Source organism: Pedobacter sp. AW31-3R, assembly GCF_052180285.1.
In the GTDB taxonomy this organism is placed as follows: domain Bacteria; phylum Bacteroidota; class Bacteroidia; order Sphingobacteriales; family Sphingobacteriaceae; genus Pedobacter.
Genome location: NZ_CP197475.1, coordinates 3,925,237 through 3,943,562, shown reverse-complemented (window position 1 = coordinate 3,943,562; position 18,326 = coordinate 3,925,237). Strand labels below are relative to the sequence as shown.

Annotated in this window: 7 protein-coding genes and 1 tRNA gene; 5 read left to right on the top strand and 3 right to left on the bottom strand. The window is 43.4% G+C overall.

The window, feature by feature from the left end:
• Positions 1-761: 761 nt before the first annotated feature.
• From ACSBL2_RS16235 to ACSBL2_RS16225, 3 genes are all read right to left on the bottom strand, one after another.
• Positions 762-835, bottom strand: a tRNA-Asp gene (locus tag ACSBL2_RS16235).
• A 172-nt stretch (positions 836-1,007) separates the two neighbouring features.
• A complete protein-coding gene (locus ACSBL2_RS16230) occupies positions 1,008-2,639 on the bottom strand; it encodes a PepSY-associated TM helix domain-containing protein (RefSeq protein ID WP_442587594.1) in 1,632 nt (543 codons plus the stop codon).
• 8 nt (positions 2,640-2,647) lie between these two features.
• Positions 2,648-2,929 carry a hypothetical protein gene (locus ACSBL2_RS16225; RefSeq protein ID WP_442587593.1) on the bottom strand — a complete coding sequence of 94 codons (282 nt, stop codon included), beginning with the start codon at positions 2,927-2,929 and terminating at the stop codon, positions 2,648-2,650.
• 754 nt (positions 2,930-3,683) lie between these two features.
• On the opposite strand from ACSBL2_RS16225, the gene ACSBL2_RS16220 reads away from it, so the two are divergent.
• From ACSBL2_RS16220 to ACSBL2_RS16200, 5 genes are all read left to right on the top strand, one after another.
• Positions 3,684-6,926: a SusC/RagA family TonB-linked outer membrane protein gene (locus ACSBL2_RS16220; protein ID WP_442587592.1), complete on the top strand. Its 3,243-nt coding sequence runs from the start codon at positions 3,684-3,686 to the stop codon at positions 6,924-6,926.
• 12 nt (positions 6,927-6,938) lie between these two features.
• Positions 6,939-8,762: a RagB/SusD family nutrient uptake outer membrane protein gene (locus ACSBL2_RS16215; RefSeq protein WP_442587591.1), complete on the top strand. Its 1,824-nt coding sequence runs from the start codon at positions 6,939-6,941 to the stop codon at positions 8,760-8,762.
• Between the two features lie 27 nt (positions 8,763-8,789).
• The gene (locus ACSBL2_RS16210; protein ID WP_442587590.1) at positions 8,790-10,217 is read left to right on the top strand and encodes a glycoside hydrolase family 28 protein; all 1,428 of its coding nucleotides are present in this window, start codon (positions 8,790-8,792) and stop codon (positions 10,215-10,217) included.
• 17 nt (positions 10,218-10,234) lie between these two features.
• Positions 10,235-13,663 carry a DUF4450 domain-containing protein gene (locus ACSBL2_RS16205; protein ID WP_442587589.1) on the top strand — a complete coding sequence of 1,143 codons (3,429 nt, stop codon included), beginning with the start codon at positions 10,235-10,237 and terminating at the stop codon, positions 13,661-13,663.
• Positions 13,664-13,728: 65 nt separating this feature from the next.
• A complete protein-coding gene (locus ACSBL2_RS16200) occupies positions 13,729-18,237 on the top strand; it encodes a hybrid sensor histidine kinase/response regulator transcription factor (protein ID WP_442587588.1) in 4,509 nt (1,502 codons plus the stop codon).
• Positions 18,238-18,326 lie beyond the last annotated feature (89 nt).

Here is an 18,326-nt window from a genome sequence, read left to right as displayed (position 1 = left end):
AGTTTGCCCGAGGACGTATCGAACAATTTTAAACCCATTACCAAGTTCTAAATACACCCAATCATAAACTTTTGCTGGTTTTGCACAAAATGAAAATACTTTATATAATGACCTCTGAGCGAATTAATAATTCAGCACATGATATTATATAAGTGCTAGCATTTAAGCGCACAGCTAAGCTTTAAATAGGCTAATAAAGTAAAGTGTCAATTCTTATACAGAGCTCCGGCACAATAGTCGAGATATATCGCCGGATTGAGGTGGTTTCTGATCAATTACAAATCCGTTTATCCTCCATATTTCCATGGTCAGGAATCGAGAAAATTTCAGTCTGATTTGTATTTTTCAAACCAAAGTCATCCGTTGATTTGTTATTAACTAATAGTTAAAATCAAGACGTCATATCTTCAGGATCAAAATTTGTATATCTTCCTCTTTCTGGACGGACTTTGATTCAGTTTATTTGAGACAGGATCATATAAGTATAAAATATAACAGGTATTCATATCGTGATCACCTCAGGAGAGTTCAACACTTTCAAGCTGAACGTCTTGCCTCTGTTCACAACTTTTGATCTTGATCCGGAGGTAGCAGACGGCATAAATAGTAAGATATATAAAAATGCAAAGCTAGAATTTTAATCCCTGCTCCACAACATTGAGTATTGATCCAAAAATTGAATATTTTGGTAGGTCGGTAAATCAAAAAAGCCCCTAATCAGATGATTAAAGGCTTATTGATAGTGTTTGATGACTAGTATGCGGACCGGACGGGACTCGAACCCGCGACCTCCGCCGTGACAGGGCGGCATTCTAACCAGCTGAACTACCGGTCCGTTTCTCCCTTTCGGGGCTGCAAAGATAGAAAACAAAAAATCAAATGCAAATAAATAATATTTTTTTATTTAAAAGTCGTGATTCTTCGTTTTCGGAGGGAAAACAATAGCCCATAATCCTTATTTTCCGGCCCAATGCCGCAAGAATCCCAATTGAAATTCTTATAACATCCTAATTTGTTTCTACTTCCGAATTTTGCTTCTTTTTGATTTTATAAAAACAGATAAAACCTATCAGAGCGATGGAAAGGCTGAAGAGATCAATAAACAGGATATCAGTAGCACCTGTAGCATAAGTCCTCCATATCCAGTTTCCGGTACATACACCATTGGCAACCGGAATAAAGAAGCTCAACAAGCTACCCAACAATAAGGTCTCCTGATTCGTACGCTTCAGGTTTTTGCGGATGATATAGTAAGTTGATAAGGCCAACCAACTGTAAAAATAGATGCGGTAGATAAACTCCATGTCTGTTGCACTGTTGACCTTAACCGCAATGAAAGTAAGGGCGGTTACCGGGAACATGGTCAGACATATGGCGAGGAAGATATTGGCCAGCCAGAGGTTGAATTTCCTTTTGTGCGCTGGTACATTTTTTTTGTCTCTTGCGACCAGCCAGATCAGGATTCCTGAAATGATCACCACACAACCCATAATTCCCAATATGAAATACACAATTTTTATTGCATAACCACCATAGTTACCGAAATGGAGGTGGTAGATCAGACTTTTTACTTTGCTTACATAAGTGCTCTCCGACAGCGGGGATTTGTGGTAAATGATTTTATTGCTTTTAATCTCGTAGATTATTTTACCGTTACCTGAAAAATTACTTTTTGCATCTGCAGCACCCTCAACGATCAGCTGCATAGAAGCATCGCCGTAATTTTTGATAAAGACCCTGTTGATGTAAGCATCTTTCCATATTTTCTGCGTCCTGTTGATATAAGCCTGAACATCTGCTTTTTCAGAGAGTTCCGTGTAAGTGTAAGGATATTCTTTGTTTTCAAAATATTCCAGCTCTTTATATAACTGATCAGACTTTCCATCATAGAATATATAACTGAACGGAGTAATCAGAATAGTATTGACAATAAGGACTACACCTGTAACCGCATAAATGAACTGATAAGGAAAGCCAATTACCCCTAGTGCAGTATGGGCATCTGTCCAAACTGTTTTTACTTTGGACCATGGCCTGAAAACAAAGAAGTTGGAAACGATCTTATCCCAATGCAGCAATAATCCTGTGATGAGCGCAAATAAAAAGAAAAACGAGACCAGACCAGCCACCAGGTATCCGAATGGTGTACCAATGCTGATCGGAACCTGATTTAATTGGGCCAGGAAATGCAGGCGGTATAGGAATTCACCTAAATCATAAGACTGTTCATAGGTTGTACTATTGCCTTTATTGAAGTTATATTTAAAATAAGCACCATCACCACCACCTCTTCGTTTTCTGCCTCCTTTTGCATTGGGATCAGGTTTTTCCTTCGGCGTGATGGTGGTATCTTTTGAAGCAGAGACATCGACATAAGTCTCCAGTGTATGCTCCTGGAAATAGAATGAAATATCTCTTCCTTTCAACACATGCTTCTGATCCAGGGAATCCAGCAGGTGGTTGTAGTTCAGCTTTGTATTTTCATTAGCCCTGTAGGAAGTACCGGTCTGCCATGCCGATATATCCTTTTTAAAAAGTGTGTAAGAACCTGCAAAGAATATAACAAATAAGACGGCTGAAATGATAATGCCGCTTATCGTATGGGTATTAAAATATATGTTGTAATTTCTATTGTTCATGGTTCAGTTTACAGTTTTAAGAGAAAAGGAATAGCAAAAATTCCGGTGAGTACCAGATAATAGAGCCATATTTTCCATGCACTCTTTGCCAGAAAGGCTAACAATAATAAAACAGCCCAAAGAATATAGCCAGTAAAGGCAGCCGTAATGACCACATTTTTAGGTTCAAACACATAACCCAGTAACTGATGAAAGGAGATCATCACAAAATAACCACCAAAAAATCCGGCAGTTATTTTCAGGAATTTCTGAAAGGGTGATTTTGTAAGGTATTTTTTATTGGCAGGCATAATTAAAAGATAAATTGTTCAAGACCTACAAATAGTAATAACAATAGGATAACATGATTTATGGATAAATAACGAAACGGAAATAGTAAAACCAGCAGATTTCCCATGGCCATGAGCATGACTATAAAACAGAATATACCTGATACAGTTCCATTCCGGTAAATAAGAACCGCGCAGGAAATCAGCATCAACAGCAGACTTAAGCCGCGGGACAGGCTAACACTGTTTTCCAGCTTTGATGCCCAGCCGGGTTTATCCGACCACCTGCTTTTTTTCGATAGGTTATACAGCAGGAAAAAAGCGAGGAAAATTAAAAAGGTAATTGTGGTATACATAAATGGAAAATTACAATGAGTCCGGTTTTATGGCAAAACAACGAACATAGTAAGGATGATTAAAAGTGATAAAGAGATTGTAATTTGTTTATTAATAGGTGTTTGTATATATGGCTTATATAAAGCATGTCTGAGTATAGTTTCCTTATTTAGATTGATTAAAGCTTGTGCAAATATATAAGACTAGACTTAGTTATCAAACGTTTTTGGAATTTTATTGTATCCATAGCATCAATATACTGGGTTTAATCCTCATCATTTGCAGTTTGGGAGTGCATAACCATTCTCTAACAGGCTATTTTACCAGATTGCATGAACTGCTTTAAATTATTTTCAAAAAAATATGGACCATGCAGGGTGGGACAGGATGCAAGTCCTGAATGCGGCATTTAGATTCGCATAACCAAAATAAACTTTTTATGAATATGAAATTGATGAGGAGAATCAGCCTGCTAATCTGCAGTCTGCTTGTTTGTCTGTCGCAGCTGGCTACCGCTCAAACCACGGTAGTAAAAGGCACAGTAAAAGATAAGAGCGACGGAACTCCATTGCAGGGAGTAATGATTGTGGTGAAAGGTAAAAATCAGGTTGTTCAGACCGCAACCAATGGCACCTATAGCTTAAGCATTTCCGGGGCGCTGCCCGTTACGTTATCTTTCCGGTACTTAGGCTATAAAAATCACGAACAGATAGTTAATGGACCTCAAACTGTAAATGTGAATCTGGAATCAGAAGAAAATATGCTGAATGAAGTTGTAGCTATTGGGTATGCTAAAGTAAAAAGGAAAGATTTAACAGGTGCCTCTTCTTCAGTCGCTGCAGCGGACCTGGTTCTGGCTCCCGTAACTACAGCTGCACAAGCCTTAACAGGTAAAGCGGCAGGGGTGAGGGTGGTTACACAAAGCGGTGCGCCCGGCGCGCCAATCAATATTACCATTCGCGGTGGAAACTCTATTTCGCAGGGTACAGCACCATTGTATATTGTTGACGGTTTCCAGATGGATGATGCCCTGCGCAATGTAGATATCAATGATATTGAAAATATTGATGTGCTGAAAGATGCTTCGGCAACAGCAATATATGGTGCGCGTGGTTCTAACGGTGTGGTACTCATTACCACCAAATCGGCAAAAGCTGGAAAGACCATTGTGAACTATAATACGTATGTAGGATTTGAAAAACTGGGTGCCAGCCTGCCCGTCCTGAATGTGCTGGATTACACGAAGTATCAGTATGAATTTCAAACCCTCGCCGGGAAACAGGCGAACTGGGCCTCTTACTTTGGAGGTGATGTCAATGATCCGGATTTTTATACCGGTGCTTTTAACCGTATCAACAGTGAATATGGTTCCCGTGAGGGAATAGACTGGCAGGATCTGGTCTTCGGCGGGAGTGCATTGAGTCAGAATCACAATATCAATCTTAGTGGTGGATCGGACAAAACAAAATTCATGCTGAGTTACAACAACACAGGGCAGAAGGGGATCATGGCTAAACACGGATACAATAAAAATGGCATTCGCCTCAAAGTGAATCATGAACTCTGGAAGGGAGTGCGGACGGATTTTATGACCAACTTTCAGGATACCAGAACTCAGGGGGGAGGGAATCTGGCCGGGGGATTGAAAATGACAGTCCTCCAACCTGTAACCGGTGGTATACGGTATACCAATGAGGAACTGATCGGATCTGATATCAGTGAGGATATGCTTGCGTATGATTCCCAGTTTGATATTTATAATCCGATTATCACCAACGATGCTGTAACCAACACCAAATGGAACCGTATATTTACCGGTAACCTGGGCCTGGATATTGACCTGATGAAAGATTTTACCTTCCGTACGGCAGGCAGTTATTTATGGGGACAAACACGTGCAGATTATTGGGATGATGGACGTACCAGAACCGCACAAAATAACCTTGGCCCCTATGGTTCAAGGGACAATAGCGAAAAATATACCTGGCAGATTACCAATACCCTGAATTGGGGACATGATTACAGCGGCCACCAGCTGAATTTCCTTGTCGGACAGGAAACCGTATACAGCGAATCCATCAGTCTCGATAATACCTATTACCAGTTCCCGGTAAACAATTTCGGACTAAACGATGTAAGTTCTTCCGTGAATGTCAGGAATGTGTATGGATCCGGTAAAAGTACCATGGGCCTGGCCTCATTTTTTGGTCGTGGTTCTTACAATTACAGAGGCCGTTATCTCATCAACTTCACGCTGCGTGCGGATGGTTCCTCTAAATTTGCACAAGGCCATCAATGGGGATATTTTCCTTCGGGAGCGGCAGCATGGCGCATATCCGAAGAGAAATTTATGGCCAACCAGAAGGTCATTAACAACCTTAAACTCCGCATAGGATACGGAACTTCCGGGAACAATGATATCGATAATAACATGTACCTGACAGATTACGGTTCAGGTACTTATGCCATTAATAATGCCAATTTCCCTACGTTGGTGCCAAGCAATACCGTAGGAAACCCATTAGTGAGATGGGAAAAGACGATGTCATCAAATGTGGGACTGGAAGTGGACTTCTTTAAAAGCCGAATCAGTATGACTATGGATGTCTATAACAATAAATCCAATGACCTGCTGATCAAAAACAGGATACCTGCTTCTTCAGGTTATTCTTATCAGTTCCAGAATATTGGAGCCATACGCAACCGTGGATTTGAGTTTGTCCTGAAAACGGTGAATCTTCACTCTCAAAGTTTTAAATGGAATACAGATTTTAACATTTCCTTTAACCGGTCGAAAGTGCTTTCGATTTACGGACAGGGAGGTGAGGATTATTTCTTATCTAATTTATCGAGCAGGGTAGATTTTAAGGTGAAAGTTGGTGATCCCCTGGGACAGTTTTATGGGTACAAATATGATGGCGTATATACTACAGATGATTTCACACAGAATGCCAATGGTACCTATACACTGAAAGATGGTGTTGCCCGTTCAAAAGCTGGGGTAGTGGCCAATATCAAACCGGGTGATGTGAAATATCTTCCGACTGCAGGAATAACAGATGCCAAGGGCAATCCGGTCTGGAGTACAGAAGACCGTACCGTGATCGGTAGTTCTCAGCCAAAATATCAGGGAGGAATGACCAATACCTTCGCTTATAAAGGATTTGATTTAACCGTTTTTATGAATTTCTCTGTGGGCAATGATGTCTTTAACATGAATTCGCAGCGTTTTATTGGTCCCTATCTTCCCAATCAGAATACCTTTACGGTGATGAACGACAGGTTCAAACTGGTAGATCCGAATACCGGTAAAGAAACTACTGATCTCGCCCGGCTTGCTGCAATGAATCCGCAGCAGTTTGATAAGAAAGCGATGTGGAGTCTGCATGCTAGTAATAATATTGCCACTACTGATGCCTTGGATTATTATCTGGAAGATGGTTCTTTCCTGCGTCTCAGTACCATTACTTTGGGTTATTCCATTCCAAAAAATGTACTCAGAAAAATAAATCTGCAGGGGCTTCGTGTTTATGGCACGCTGAACAATATCTATACGATTACGGGATATAGCGGATATGATCCTGAAGTGTCTGCCACTTCAAGTATCCTTACTTCCGGAGTAGATAACTCCGCTTATCCACGCACAAAAAGTTATGTATTAGGTCTCAATGTAACATTTTAATAAGTTATGATCATGAAAAGAATTTATAATATTTACTATGCCACCGGGATAGTGTTATCTTTATTTACGCTGTCTTCCTGTAAGAAATTTTTAGACCAGCCGTCTGAATCGAAATTTAACAGCCAGACGATCTTCGAAACTGTTGGTAAAGCAGAAATGGTTGTAGTGGGCTGTTACTCACAGACGTTCAACAGGGAATTGTATTATCAATTGGGTATGGGTACCGATGAATGTATTTCTACGGAAGGGGAAACAAATAGTAAAAATCAGGTGGCTAACTATGTATATACTCCTGCAAATATTCCTACCTCTACCTACACAGCGATGTATATGGGAATTGAATATTCCAATGTGGCGATTAAGGGATTGGAAGGCATGACCGGATTTTCTGAAGCAGAACAGGCAAAAATTAACAGTCTGCTGGGGGAAGTTTATGCCATTCGGGCAATGAACTACCTCAATATCGTACGTTTCTTTGGCGATGTGCCTTATTCTACTGCTCCTGTCGGGGAAACAGGGATATTTACTTCTTCGCGGGTGAGCCGCGATGTCATTTATGATGGATGTGTGGCTGACCTCCAGAAAGCAATTACCCTATTGCCCTGGAAAAGTGCTGGTGTAGTGAGTACCACAGAACGTTTTACAAAAAATTCAGCTTATGGAATTCTTGCACGTGTAGCCTTGTATGCTGCAGGATATTCTTTACGCTGGGATTTAAATACCTATTCGGCTGGATCTGTTCAGGTTGCGCAGCGCCCGGATCAGCAACGTATCAGGGAACTCTACCAGATTGCGGCTGATGCCTGTAAGGCAGTAATAGATAAAGGGGAAAATACATTGCTCTCCAGTTATGAGACACTGTTCCGTGACCTGATTATGAGAAAATATAACAGTGAATCTATGCTGGAGTATGGTCAGTATGGGAATGATAACAATGGTTCCGCAGCGGGGTATACGAATGGAATTTTCATCCATACCAGCAGTCTGTTTGGCAAAAGTCAGCCAGCCATGGGGGTGACCCCAACCTATTGGTTTGATTTTGCTGAAGGCGATACCCGCCGGGATGTGACCATCTGTAATTATGGAATTGACAGTGACAACAGCAGGAAGATGAATTCCTACTCCAGTAATACGATTGGTAAGTTCAGGGTGAACTGGTCGGACCAGAAAGGTACTGCGATTAATGCACGCGATATCAACTGGCCGGTGCTTCGTTATGCTGATATTCTTTTAATGTATGCTGAAGCATTGAATGAAGTTTCCAACGGCCCTACAGCAGAAGCTAAATCAAGCCTGGAAAAGGTACGTACCCGCGGATTTGCTGGTGATGCAACGAAGATTGGAACCATACCATCAGATTATGCGGGATTCAGAAATGCGATTATTGAGGAGCGTAAATTTGAATTTGGATTCGAATCCTTGCGCAGGACAGATCTTGCCCGCTGGGGAATTTTATATGAAACGCTTACTGCTACGAAACAAAATGTGATCGCACTGGCAAACAGAACAGGAAAGTATGCCAATAGTGACCTTTACAGGGTCTATAAAAAAGAAGTAGCCACAGGATTTCAGGACAAAGTAGTTGCCGTACCCTATACGGCCTATAATGAAATGACTCCTGCAGATTCTACAAGACTGGTGACTGAAGGTTTGGTGGTGTTGCGGATGCGTGGGGCTTCCCCCCTGAATTCACAAGGCGTACTGTCGGCAAATGCCGCTTTAATTACCAACCTTTTCAGGGGACTTGAAAAGAATAAAGTGGAGATCCTGCCACTCGCGACGACTACTATTGATATCAACACCGGTTTAAAAGGTCAGCAACACCCTAAATATTAAGCATAGATAAATTTAAGATATAGAATTATGAATTTGATCCTTCCCTCGCGCAGCTTCTTCCTGTTGCTTCTTCTGTTACCGCTCAGTGCGGCTTTTTCACAACCGAAAGTGCCTTCATGGGTCGCCGAAGTGGGCGCAAGAAAGTTCAGTTTTAACAATGCCATCTTTCCGGTAGAAGAATATGGTGCCAGGAATGATGGAAAAACACTGAATACGAAAGCGATTCAGCAGGCCATCGATGCCTGCGCTGCAAAGGGTGGAGGGAGAGTGACTTTTTCCCCGGGGAGATATCTCACCGGTTCATTGTTTGTGAAAAGCGGTGTTGATCTTCATATTGGTAAGGGGGTGGAGCTCCTTGGCAGTCAGGATATCAATGATTACCCTGATATGGATACACGGGTTGCCGGAATTGAAATGAAATGGCCTGCCGCACTGATCAATATTATCGGGCAGCATAAGGCTGCAATTTCAGGCGGGGGATTGGTGAATGCACAGGGAAAGCCATTTTGGGATTTCTACTGGAATCTCCGCAAAGTATACGATGCCAAAGGATTACGCTGGATTGTCGATTATGATGCCCGTCGCCCAAGAACAGTGCTGGTGACTTCCTCATCCGATGTGGTGGTGAAGGAACTGACTTTTCAGCAGGCGGGTTTCTGGACGGTGCAGGTGCTGTATTCTTCCTATGTGACCGTTGAACACGTGACGATTAACAATAATGTTGGCGGTCATGGTCCCAGTACGGACGGAGTAGACATCGATTCGTCCTCCTGGGTATTGGTTCAGCATTGTGATATTGATTGCAATGACGATAATTTCTGCCTGAAAGCTGGCCGCGACTGGGATGGACTCCGGGTGAACAGGCCTACGGAGTATGTGGTGATCCGCAATTGTGTAGCCAGGAAAGGTGCCGGATTGCTTACCCTGGGAAGTGAAACTTCCGGTGGAATCAGGCATGTATGGGCAACTGATCTGGTGGGCTATGGTACAGGAAATGCATTGAATATCAAGTCGGCTATGACCCGAGGCGGAACGGTGGAGGATGTATACTTCAATAATATTGTGATGCATGGCGTGGGTAATGTATTGCAGGTGAACCCTAACTGGAATCCGGCGTATAGTTATGCTGAACTTCCTGCAGGATACCATAGAGATTCAATACCGCCACACTGGACGAAATTACTGGCCAGGGTAGAACCCAAATCTCAGGGGATCCCTAAAATAAAAGATATTAACCTGTATAATATAAAAGCCAGCGGAGCAAAAAAAGCCATTCATGCTTTAGGCATGGAGGTCTGTATGCTTAGGAACTTCTCACTCGAAAAACTGGATATACAAGCAATCTCTGCAGGTAAAATTTCTTTTGCAAAAGATTGGAAAGTGAAAGATGTGGTCATCAAAGCCGAGGATGGAAATACCCCTGTGATTACGGATTCAGATCCTATTCATTTATAGTTTTAAAATTGCCTGATATGTCCTATATAAAGTTTTTACACCTGTATTTGCTCTTTCTGTTCCTAACCGTTTCCGGATTTGCGCAGGAACTGTATCCGCCATTGTTAAGCAACAAAAATTGGCATGGGGAAGAACGGCAATTGCGTTATACTCCTGTCGGGACTAGTTTTTACCTTAAAAATGGCAGCCGCCGTTTTACCCGTGCATTGTATGGCACGAATACAGGATTCAGGGTGGAAGCGGGAGATCTGCCGGAGTTTGCACTGTACATGCCTGGAATGGGTGGTAATTTTAAACTGGGTCTTATTTCCGGCAAGGTGAGTAAATGGATGATTGCAGCAAAAGAGATCAGGGCATGGTACGATGCAGGCAGTATGCGGTATGAGATCAGGGACCCTCTGTTGGGCAAGGGGAAGATAGAACTGAAAGTGCTGGCATTGGGAAATGCTGAAGGTATGATTATCCATGCCACATTTGAAGGGGTAGGAAAGGATATCCAGTTGTTCTGGTCGTTTGGCGGCGCAAGTGGTAAAAATTTTAGCCGCAATGGGGATATGGGGCCGGATCCTGAATCAGTTTTTTACCTCAAACCTGAAAATTGTCTGAACAATGTATTTGAGATTAAGGGAAATCAATTCCTGCTGAAGTATGGGAAAGATAAAAAAATGCAGGGCATCTTTCCTTCGGCAGATCTTCATCTTGCTGATGCAAGGGTGCAGGGTTCTCCACTGCTGATGGACAAGTCCAGCGGGAAGGAGTATCCTGCGTTATGCGGCAAAGTAAAAATCACAAATAGAAAGGATTTTTACTTCTGTATACAAAATCCTGACCCGGAAGCCGGAGATAAAATGCTGGAACCAGAGAAGGAATTTCTACATGCAGAGATTTCCCGTAAAAGAATTGCCGACAGGGTTCGGATCGAGACTCCAGATCCTTTTTTGAATACGCTGGGCGGAACGTTGAGCATGGCTGCGGATGCCATATGGGAATCTCCGTCCTATTTGCACGGTGCAATAGGCTGGCGTATGCGCCTGAATGGCTGGCGCGGTCCTTATGCTGCGGATCCGCTGGGATGGCATGACCGTGCGGCTGAGCATTTCGCTGCCTATGCAAAATCGCAGGTACAGGATCCGGCTGTAGGACCTGTTGAGGCTGATACTGCATTGAACCTGGCACGTTCCAGAGAGAAAATGGGGACAGCGATGTTCAGTCGCGGGTACATCAGCCGCGATCCGGGAGGAAAATCGATCCGGCCCCACCATTATGATATGAATCTCATCTATATGGATGAGCTGCTTTGGCATTTCAACTGGTCCGGTGACCTGAATTTTGTAAGGGAAATGTGGCCGGTGATCAAACTTCACCTGGAATGGGAAAAACGGAATTTTGATGCAGATAACAATGGTCTGTATGATGCTTATGCAGCAATTTGGGCAAGTGATGCCCTGCAATACAGCGGAGGGAGCGTGACCCATTCCTCGGCATATAACTACAGGGCGAACCTGTATGCCGGGAAGATTGCTTCCCTGTTAGGAGAAGATCCTTCAGCATACCACAATGAAGCAGAGAAGATTGTAGAAGCCATGAATACCCAGCTATGGATGCCTTCAAAAGGCTGGTATGCAGAATACAAAGATGCACTGGGGCTCAGCTTGCTGCATCCTGCAGCTGCCTTATGGACGATTTACCAGAGTATAGATGCCGGGGTGGCAGACCCCTTCCAGGCCTGGCAGAGTCTTCGCTATGTGGATACCGCTTTACCACATATTCCGGTAAGAGCAAAAGGGCTTGCTGATCAGGGGTATTATACAGTATCTACAACCAACTGGATGCCTTATGAATGGTCGCTAAATAATGTGGTCCTTGCGGAATCTGCTCATACCGCTTTAGCCAACTGGCAGGCCGGAAGGACAGAAGAAGCATTTAAACTCTGGAAAAGTGAGTTGCTGAGCAGTATGTACCTGGGTGGAAGTCCGGGGAATTTTGTACAGATCTCGCATTATGATGCGGTAAGGGGAGAAGCCTATCGTGATTTTGCTGACCCTATAGGAGTGAATGCCAGGGCATTGGTGGAGGGGCTTTTCGGTATAGTACCCGACGCTTTACATCATTCACTTCTGCTGCGGCCGGGACTGCCATCGGCATGGGATCATGCCTCACTTCATATCCCGGATATATCGTTTGAATTTAAAAGAACCGGCAAGCAGGATGAATATGTGATTGTGCCTTCGTTTTCCCATCCTATGGAGCTCAGGATGGTGGTAAAAGCAAGGCGCAACCGTCTTCAATCAGTTACGGTAAATGGGAAAAATGTGGAATGGCGGCAGCTGGAATCATCTATCGGGGTACCGCAAATTGAGATTAGCCATGCGGTGGCAGAAAGATATGTGATTAGGTTGATCTGGGGAGAGGAAGAGTTTGGAAAGCCAGTGCTGAAGCGTATTTTTCCGGAAGGTGCTGATCTCGTGGCAGATTTCAAAAATGCAACAATCGGAGAGGTGTTTGATCCCCAGCAAGTGTGTGCCGGTCTTCAGGTTTCCAATGGACATTTGCAGGCAAAACTTGTGGGAGAGGTGGGGCACCGTACAGTGTTTGTAAAATTGCGGTCGGGAACATTCAGTTATTGGTATCCATTGTGTTTTGAAATCCTTGCTCAAGGAAAAGGAAAACCTGAACAAGCTGGTGTGGGGCATCCGGATTTTTCAAACAGACTTATAGAACCGCTGAACCTGAGCCCTTATTTTAATGATAAAGTAACGCAGATTTTTAAAAACAGGTATCTTTCCCCGCGTCCGAAAACAACCACGCTGCAACTCCCTGTTCAGGGAATTGGCGATTGGACACACCCTATGCTGTCGCCTGAAATTAATGATATGGGGCTGCGAAAAATGGCCGGGACTGCAAACCAGTTTACGCTTCCTTCAGGGATTACCTTCAATACGCCGGCAGATACGATGCTTAAGAATATTGTCTTTACTTCAAGGTGGGATAATTATCCTTCAGCGATGGAGATCCCCATTACAGGGAAAGCGACTCATCTCTATTTACTAATGGCAGGATCTACCAATCCCATGCAGAGCCGGATGGACAATGGCAGGATAAAAATATTTTATACAGATGGAACAGCGGACAGTCTCCTGCTGCGCAATCCGGAAAACTGGTGGCCAATAGAAAAGGACCTGTATGAAGATGGTTTTGCTTTCCATACGGGGGCGGAACGCCCATTGAGGATTCACCTGAAAACGGGGAAAGTGGTGGATGCCGAGGAAGGTAAATTATGGAATGGGAAAGAGATCGAAGGAGGGGCAGCAAGTGTGATTGGTATGGCAGTTGATCCTGCAAAAACGATGCTGAAACTGGGCTTTACTACTTTATGTAATGATGTGGTCATGGGACTGATGGGCGTTACGGTGATCAGGGAAAAGAATGATCAGATAAAAAGGTAGTTTATTCTGTTGATTTGCTATTTTTATGCGAATAACCAGCAATACCTTACCAGATATAATCCTTCATGCACCTTCATCAGCTTAATCTTTTATTCTGGAACCCGATCTCTGTCTTTTTTGGCCTGAGGAACCTGATAAAATGCAGATTTGGAGGAAGAGTCCCGGCTGGTAGTTTTCTGCTGCTGACTCTGCTGATTGCTGGTATTCATCCCGTTGCTGCACAGCTGAGCAGCAATATTACACGTTATTCTACTGAGGATGGTTTATCCCATGATGGAATACTGGCAATCACGCGTGATAAAGATGGTTTTATGTGGTTTGGCACCTGGGACGGAATAAACCGGTTTGACGGACATGATTTTGTGGTCTATAAAAGCCGGCCGGGTGATGCTTCAAATCTTAAAAATAACAAAGTAAGGAACATTGTGGAGGATAACGAGCGTTATCTGTGGATAGAGACCTACGACAATAAAATTTACCGCTTTGATAAAAAAACTGAACAATTCCTGCCCATATCGGATGGACCTTATAAATCCCTTTTTAAAAATGTAGTGATCTCCAGCATCAGGCCGGATCCGGAAGGTGGAGTCTGGCTGGTTACCTTAGATCGGGGTGCCCTGTATGCAGCTTCAAGCCATTCAACTGATCAGCCAAAGATTTCTGTATATGCTAAAAATGGAGGAAAAAGGTTTGCCATTAGTGGTAATCAGGTGAAGTTTTTTTTCAGGGATTCCCTGAACAGGATCTGGCTGGGTACAGAAGGGGGATTGAGCTGCTTAAAGTACACCAGGGAGCAAGGTTATGTGAATACTACTTTTAAACCTGCAGATACCAGATTGTTGTCGTCCTATTCATTTACCTGCGCGGCACGCAATGCTGCTTACCTGTTTTTTGGAACTGCTGAAGGGAATCTTGTGATGCTGAATCTAGCTACTGAAAAGTTTCGTGAGCTTCCCCTGAGTAAAGGGACAAGGCTGAACGCCCTGTGTTATTCCCGCAAGGGTGTATTGTATATTTCCACTTCAGGAAAGGGATTGATTTCGCTGGATCCCCAGTCTTTCCGGTTTAGGTTCCTGGGCTTATCGCCAGCGGATAGCTATTTTTCCCTGTATGAAGATACCAACGGACAAATCTGGATTGAACCGGCCAGAAAGGGAATTGTGAAATATAATCCGGAAAAGGACGGATTCCGGTCTTATGCGCAGCAACAGGATCTGGAGAGTGCCAGCAGGGACTTTAAGGTATTAAGTGACCTCAATGGGACAGTTTGGGTGAGCATGAAAGGGGGAGGCTTTGGCTTTTATAATGTATTGACAGATCGTATTGACTATTTTCATGACCAGCCCGGTGCTGCAGATCAGCAATTCTCCAATATTATTACCAGTTTATTTATTGATCAGTCTGGCGTGATGTGGTTAAGCGCAAAAGATGGAGGAATCAATAAAGTGATTTCTTTAAGTGAGCGCTTCAATTTTCGTCAGCTGGTTAAAACACCAAAGACCCGGTCGGACAATGAGGTAAGGGCCATGATGAAAGATCGTAAAGGGCGGTTGTGGGTATGTACCAAGGCAGGTAAAGTATACATTTATAAGGATAATAAACCTGTACGTGTTTTTAATCGGGGAGAGGAATTGCTGGGGAATGTGTATGCATTGCTGGAAGACAGCCAGGGAAATGTATGGATGGGGACAAGGGGGAATGGATTATTTAAAGCTGTTCCCGACCATAAGGAGCGAGCAACTTATACGCTGATCAACTACAGGCGCGATGGCAATGATGAAAATAGCCTCAGCAATAATAATGTATACAGTATTTTGGAAGACCGGCATCACCGTATTTGGGTGGGTACACTGGGCGGCGGACTGAACCTGATGAGTTTGAAGGACCATAAAGTGATCTTCCTGAACCATCGCAATTCCTTCAGGCATTATCAGCTATCAGCCAATAATGTCATCAGACACTTAAAGGAAGACCGGAAAGGTAATATCTGGATTGCCACGAGCAATGGACTGCTGAAGGTTGACCCGGATAGAACGGGGCCGGATGATTATCATTTCCTCAGTTATAAAAAGATACCGGGAGACCGCAGTAGTCTCGGAAATAACAATGTGCAATATATTCATGAGGATAAGGCAGGACAGCTTTGGGTAGGAACCTTTGGCGGGGGACTGAATAGGGTGATTCCCGATAAACAGCATCCTGATCGGTTAAGCTTCAAAGTATATACCACAGAAAACGGGCTTTCCAATGATGTGGTGCTGAGCATCACGAATGACCGGGACAATAATATCTGGGCAGCAACAGAGAGTGGTCTGTCAAAATTTGAAGCGCTGAGTGGAAAGTTTAAAAATTACGATTCAAATGACGGACTTCCTAAAAGCAGACTCGCTGAAGCAACGTGTTTTATGGATGCAGCGGGAAAGTTATATTTTGGATGTGCCTCAGGATATATCTCTTTTGATCCTTCCGCCATTCTGGACAAAAAAATAAAGGCGAATATGGCATTGACGCGGATCCAGTTATATTACAGGGATATCCTTGCCGGAGCGGAAGGCTCGCCATTAAAATATGCTATCAATGAGATTGACCAGCTGGAACTGAAGCATGACCAGAATGTGATCAGTATTGATTATGCGGTGCTGGATTACCGTGCGGTCAACAAGATCACCTATGCCTATAAACTGGAAGGCTTTGATAAAATCTGGCATCATGTAAATGATGAGCGGAAGGCAACCTATACCAATCTTCCTCCAGGCAAATATCTTTTTAAAGTGAAGGCTACCAATACAGGTCTTTTTGAAAATATTCCACAGAAAACGCTGGCGATTACCGTAAAACCTCCGTTTTATTTAACCATATGGGCGTATTTGATTTATGCATTGCTGCTGACTGGTATAGGAATAGTGGCCAGACGTATCATTTTTACCATGATCCGGTTAAGGAATAAGGTGGTAGTAGAGCAGAAGCTAACGGAGATGAAATTGTCTTTTTTTACCAATATTTCACATGAACTGAGGACACCGCTGACCTTAATTGTTAGTCCCCTGGAAGAGATTTCAAGGACAGAGCATTTATCAGACAGAGGGACGGACTATCTGAATATTGTCAACAGGAATGCCAACCGGATGATCCGTTTTATCAATCAGCTGCTGGATTTCAGGAAAGTTCAGAACGGTAAAATGGAATTGAAAATTGCCGAGGTTGATCTGGCGGCCTTGCTGCGGGAGATTGGTCATCATTTTCTTGGGATTGCCGCAGAAAAGAACATCAGCTTTATCCTTCCCGAAGATGAGGAAAAAAAGATGGTTTGGGTAGATGAGGAAAAAATTGATATTATTATTTATAATCTGCTCTCCAATGCTTTTAAGTTTAGCCCGGCAGGTAAAGAAATCAGGGTCGCCCTGAAAATCACTGCAGGGGATGACGTGGAAATCAGGGTAACTGACCAGGGACCGGGGGTAGCAAAAAATAAGCTTACAGAGATCTTTGAAGTTTATTATGAAGGAAATGGTTCAGCAGATCAACATCATCTAAAAGGTACGGGAATTGGGTTGGCGCTCTCCAGGGAAATGACAGCAAATCATCAGGGAAAACTCCGGGCTGAAAATAATGCTGCAGAAGGAATGACCTTTATTCTTGAATTAAAGGGCAGCAAGGAGTTTTATCAGGCTACAGGTGTCCTGAAGACTGCAGTGCGCAGGAATGAACGTTTTGTGGATGAATACATGCCGGTGAACACCATCCCTCCATCACTGAACCTTCCCGACGATCGGGCTCCGCTGGTCCTGCTGGTGGAGGACAATCAGGAATTACGGAACTTCTTATCGCTAAAGCTTGAAGGACTTTACCGGATTATCAATGCGGCAGATGGTGAAGAGGGTTGGGCTGCTGCGGTTGGCCATCTCCCTGACCTGGTCATCAGTGATGTGATGATGCCGAATATGGACGGCATACAGCTGCTTGACCTCCTAAAAAATGACCTGCGGACCAGCCACATTCCTGTCATGCTGCTGACAGCAAAGTCATCTGTGGAAAGCAAAATTGAGGGACTGCGTTATGGTGCTGATGGGTACATGACCAAACCTTTCCATACCGATTACCTGCTCGCATTCATAGAGAACCTGATTGCTTCCCGGAAGAAACTATTTGAAAAGTTATCTGCACAGCAGCCTTCAAAAGTACTCCTGATGGAACCTTCGGAAATAGTGATCACTTCGAGGGATGAACATTTCTTAAAAGAAACCATCAGGATTATTGAGCAGGGAATGTCAGATCCCGGCTTTAACATGGAAACGGTAGCGCTGAACATTGGCATGGGACGTACGACCTTTTATAAAAAACTAAAAAGCCTGACCACCCTGAGCCCTGTAGAGCTGGTTCGGGATATCCGTTTAAAAAGGAGCAGGCAATTGCTGGATGCCGGCGAGCAGACCGTTTCTGAAATTGCATTCCTCACAGGCTTCAACAGCCTGTCCTATTTCAGTACCTGCTTTAAAGAAAAGTATAAACTTTCACCATCCGACTACCTGAGGAAAATACGTACTGAGACAAGAGAGAATAAGACCGTTCAATGATATTTTAGGCTTTATTACCAAATAATGAAAGCATTTGGTCAATTTTTGAAACCTACAGACTTGCAGATCACAATATATTTGAAACAATA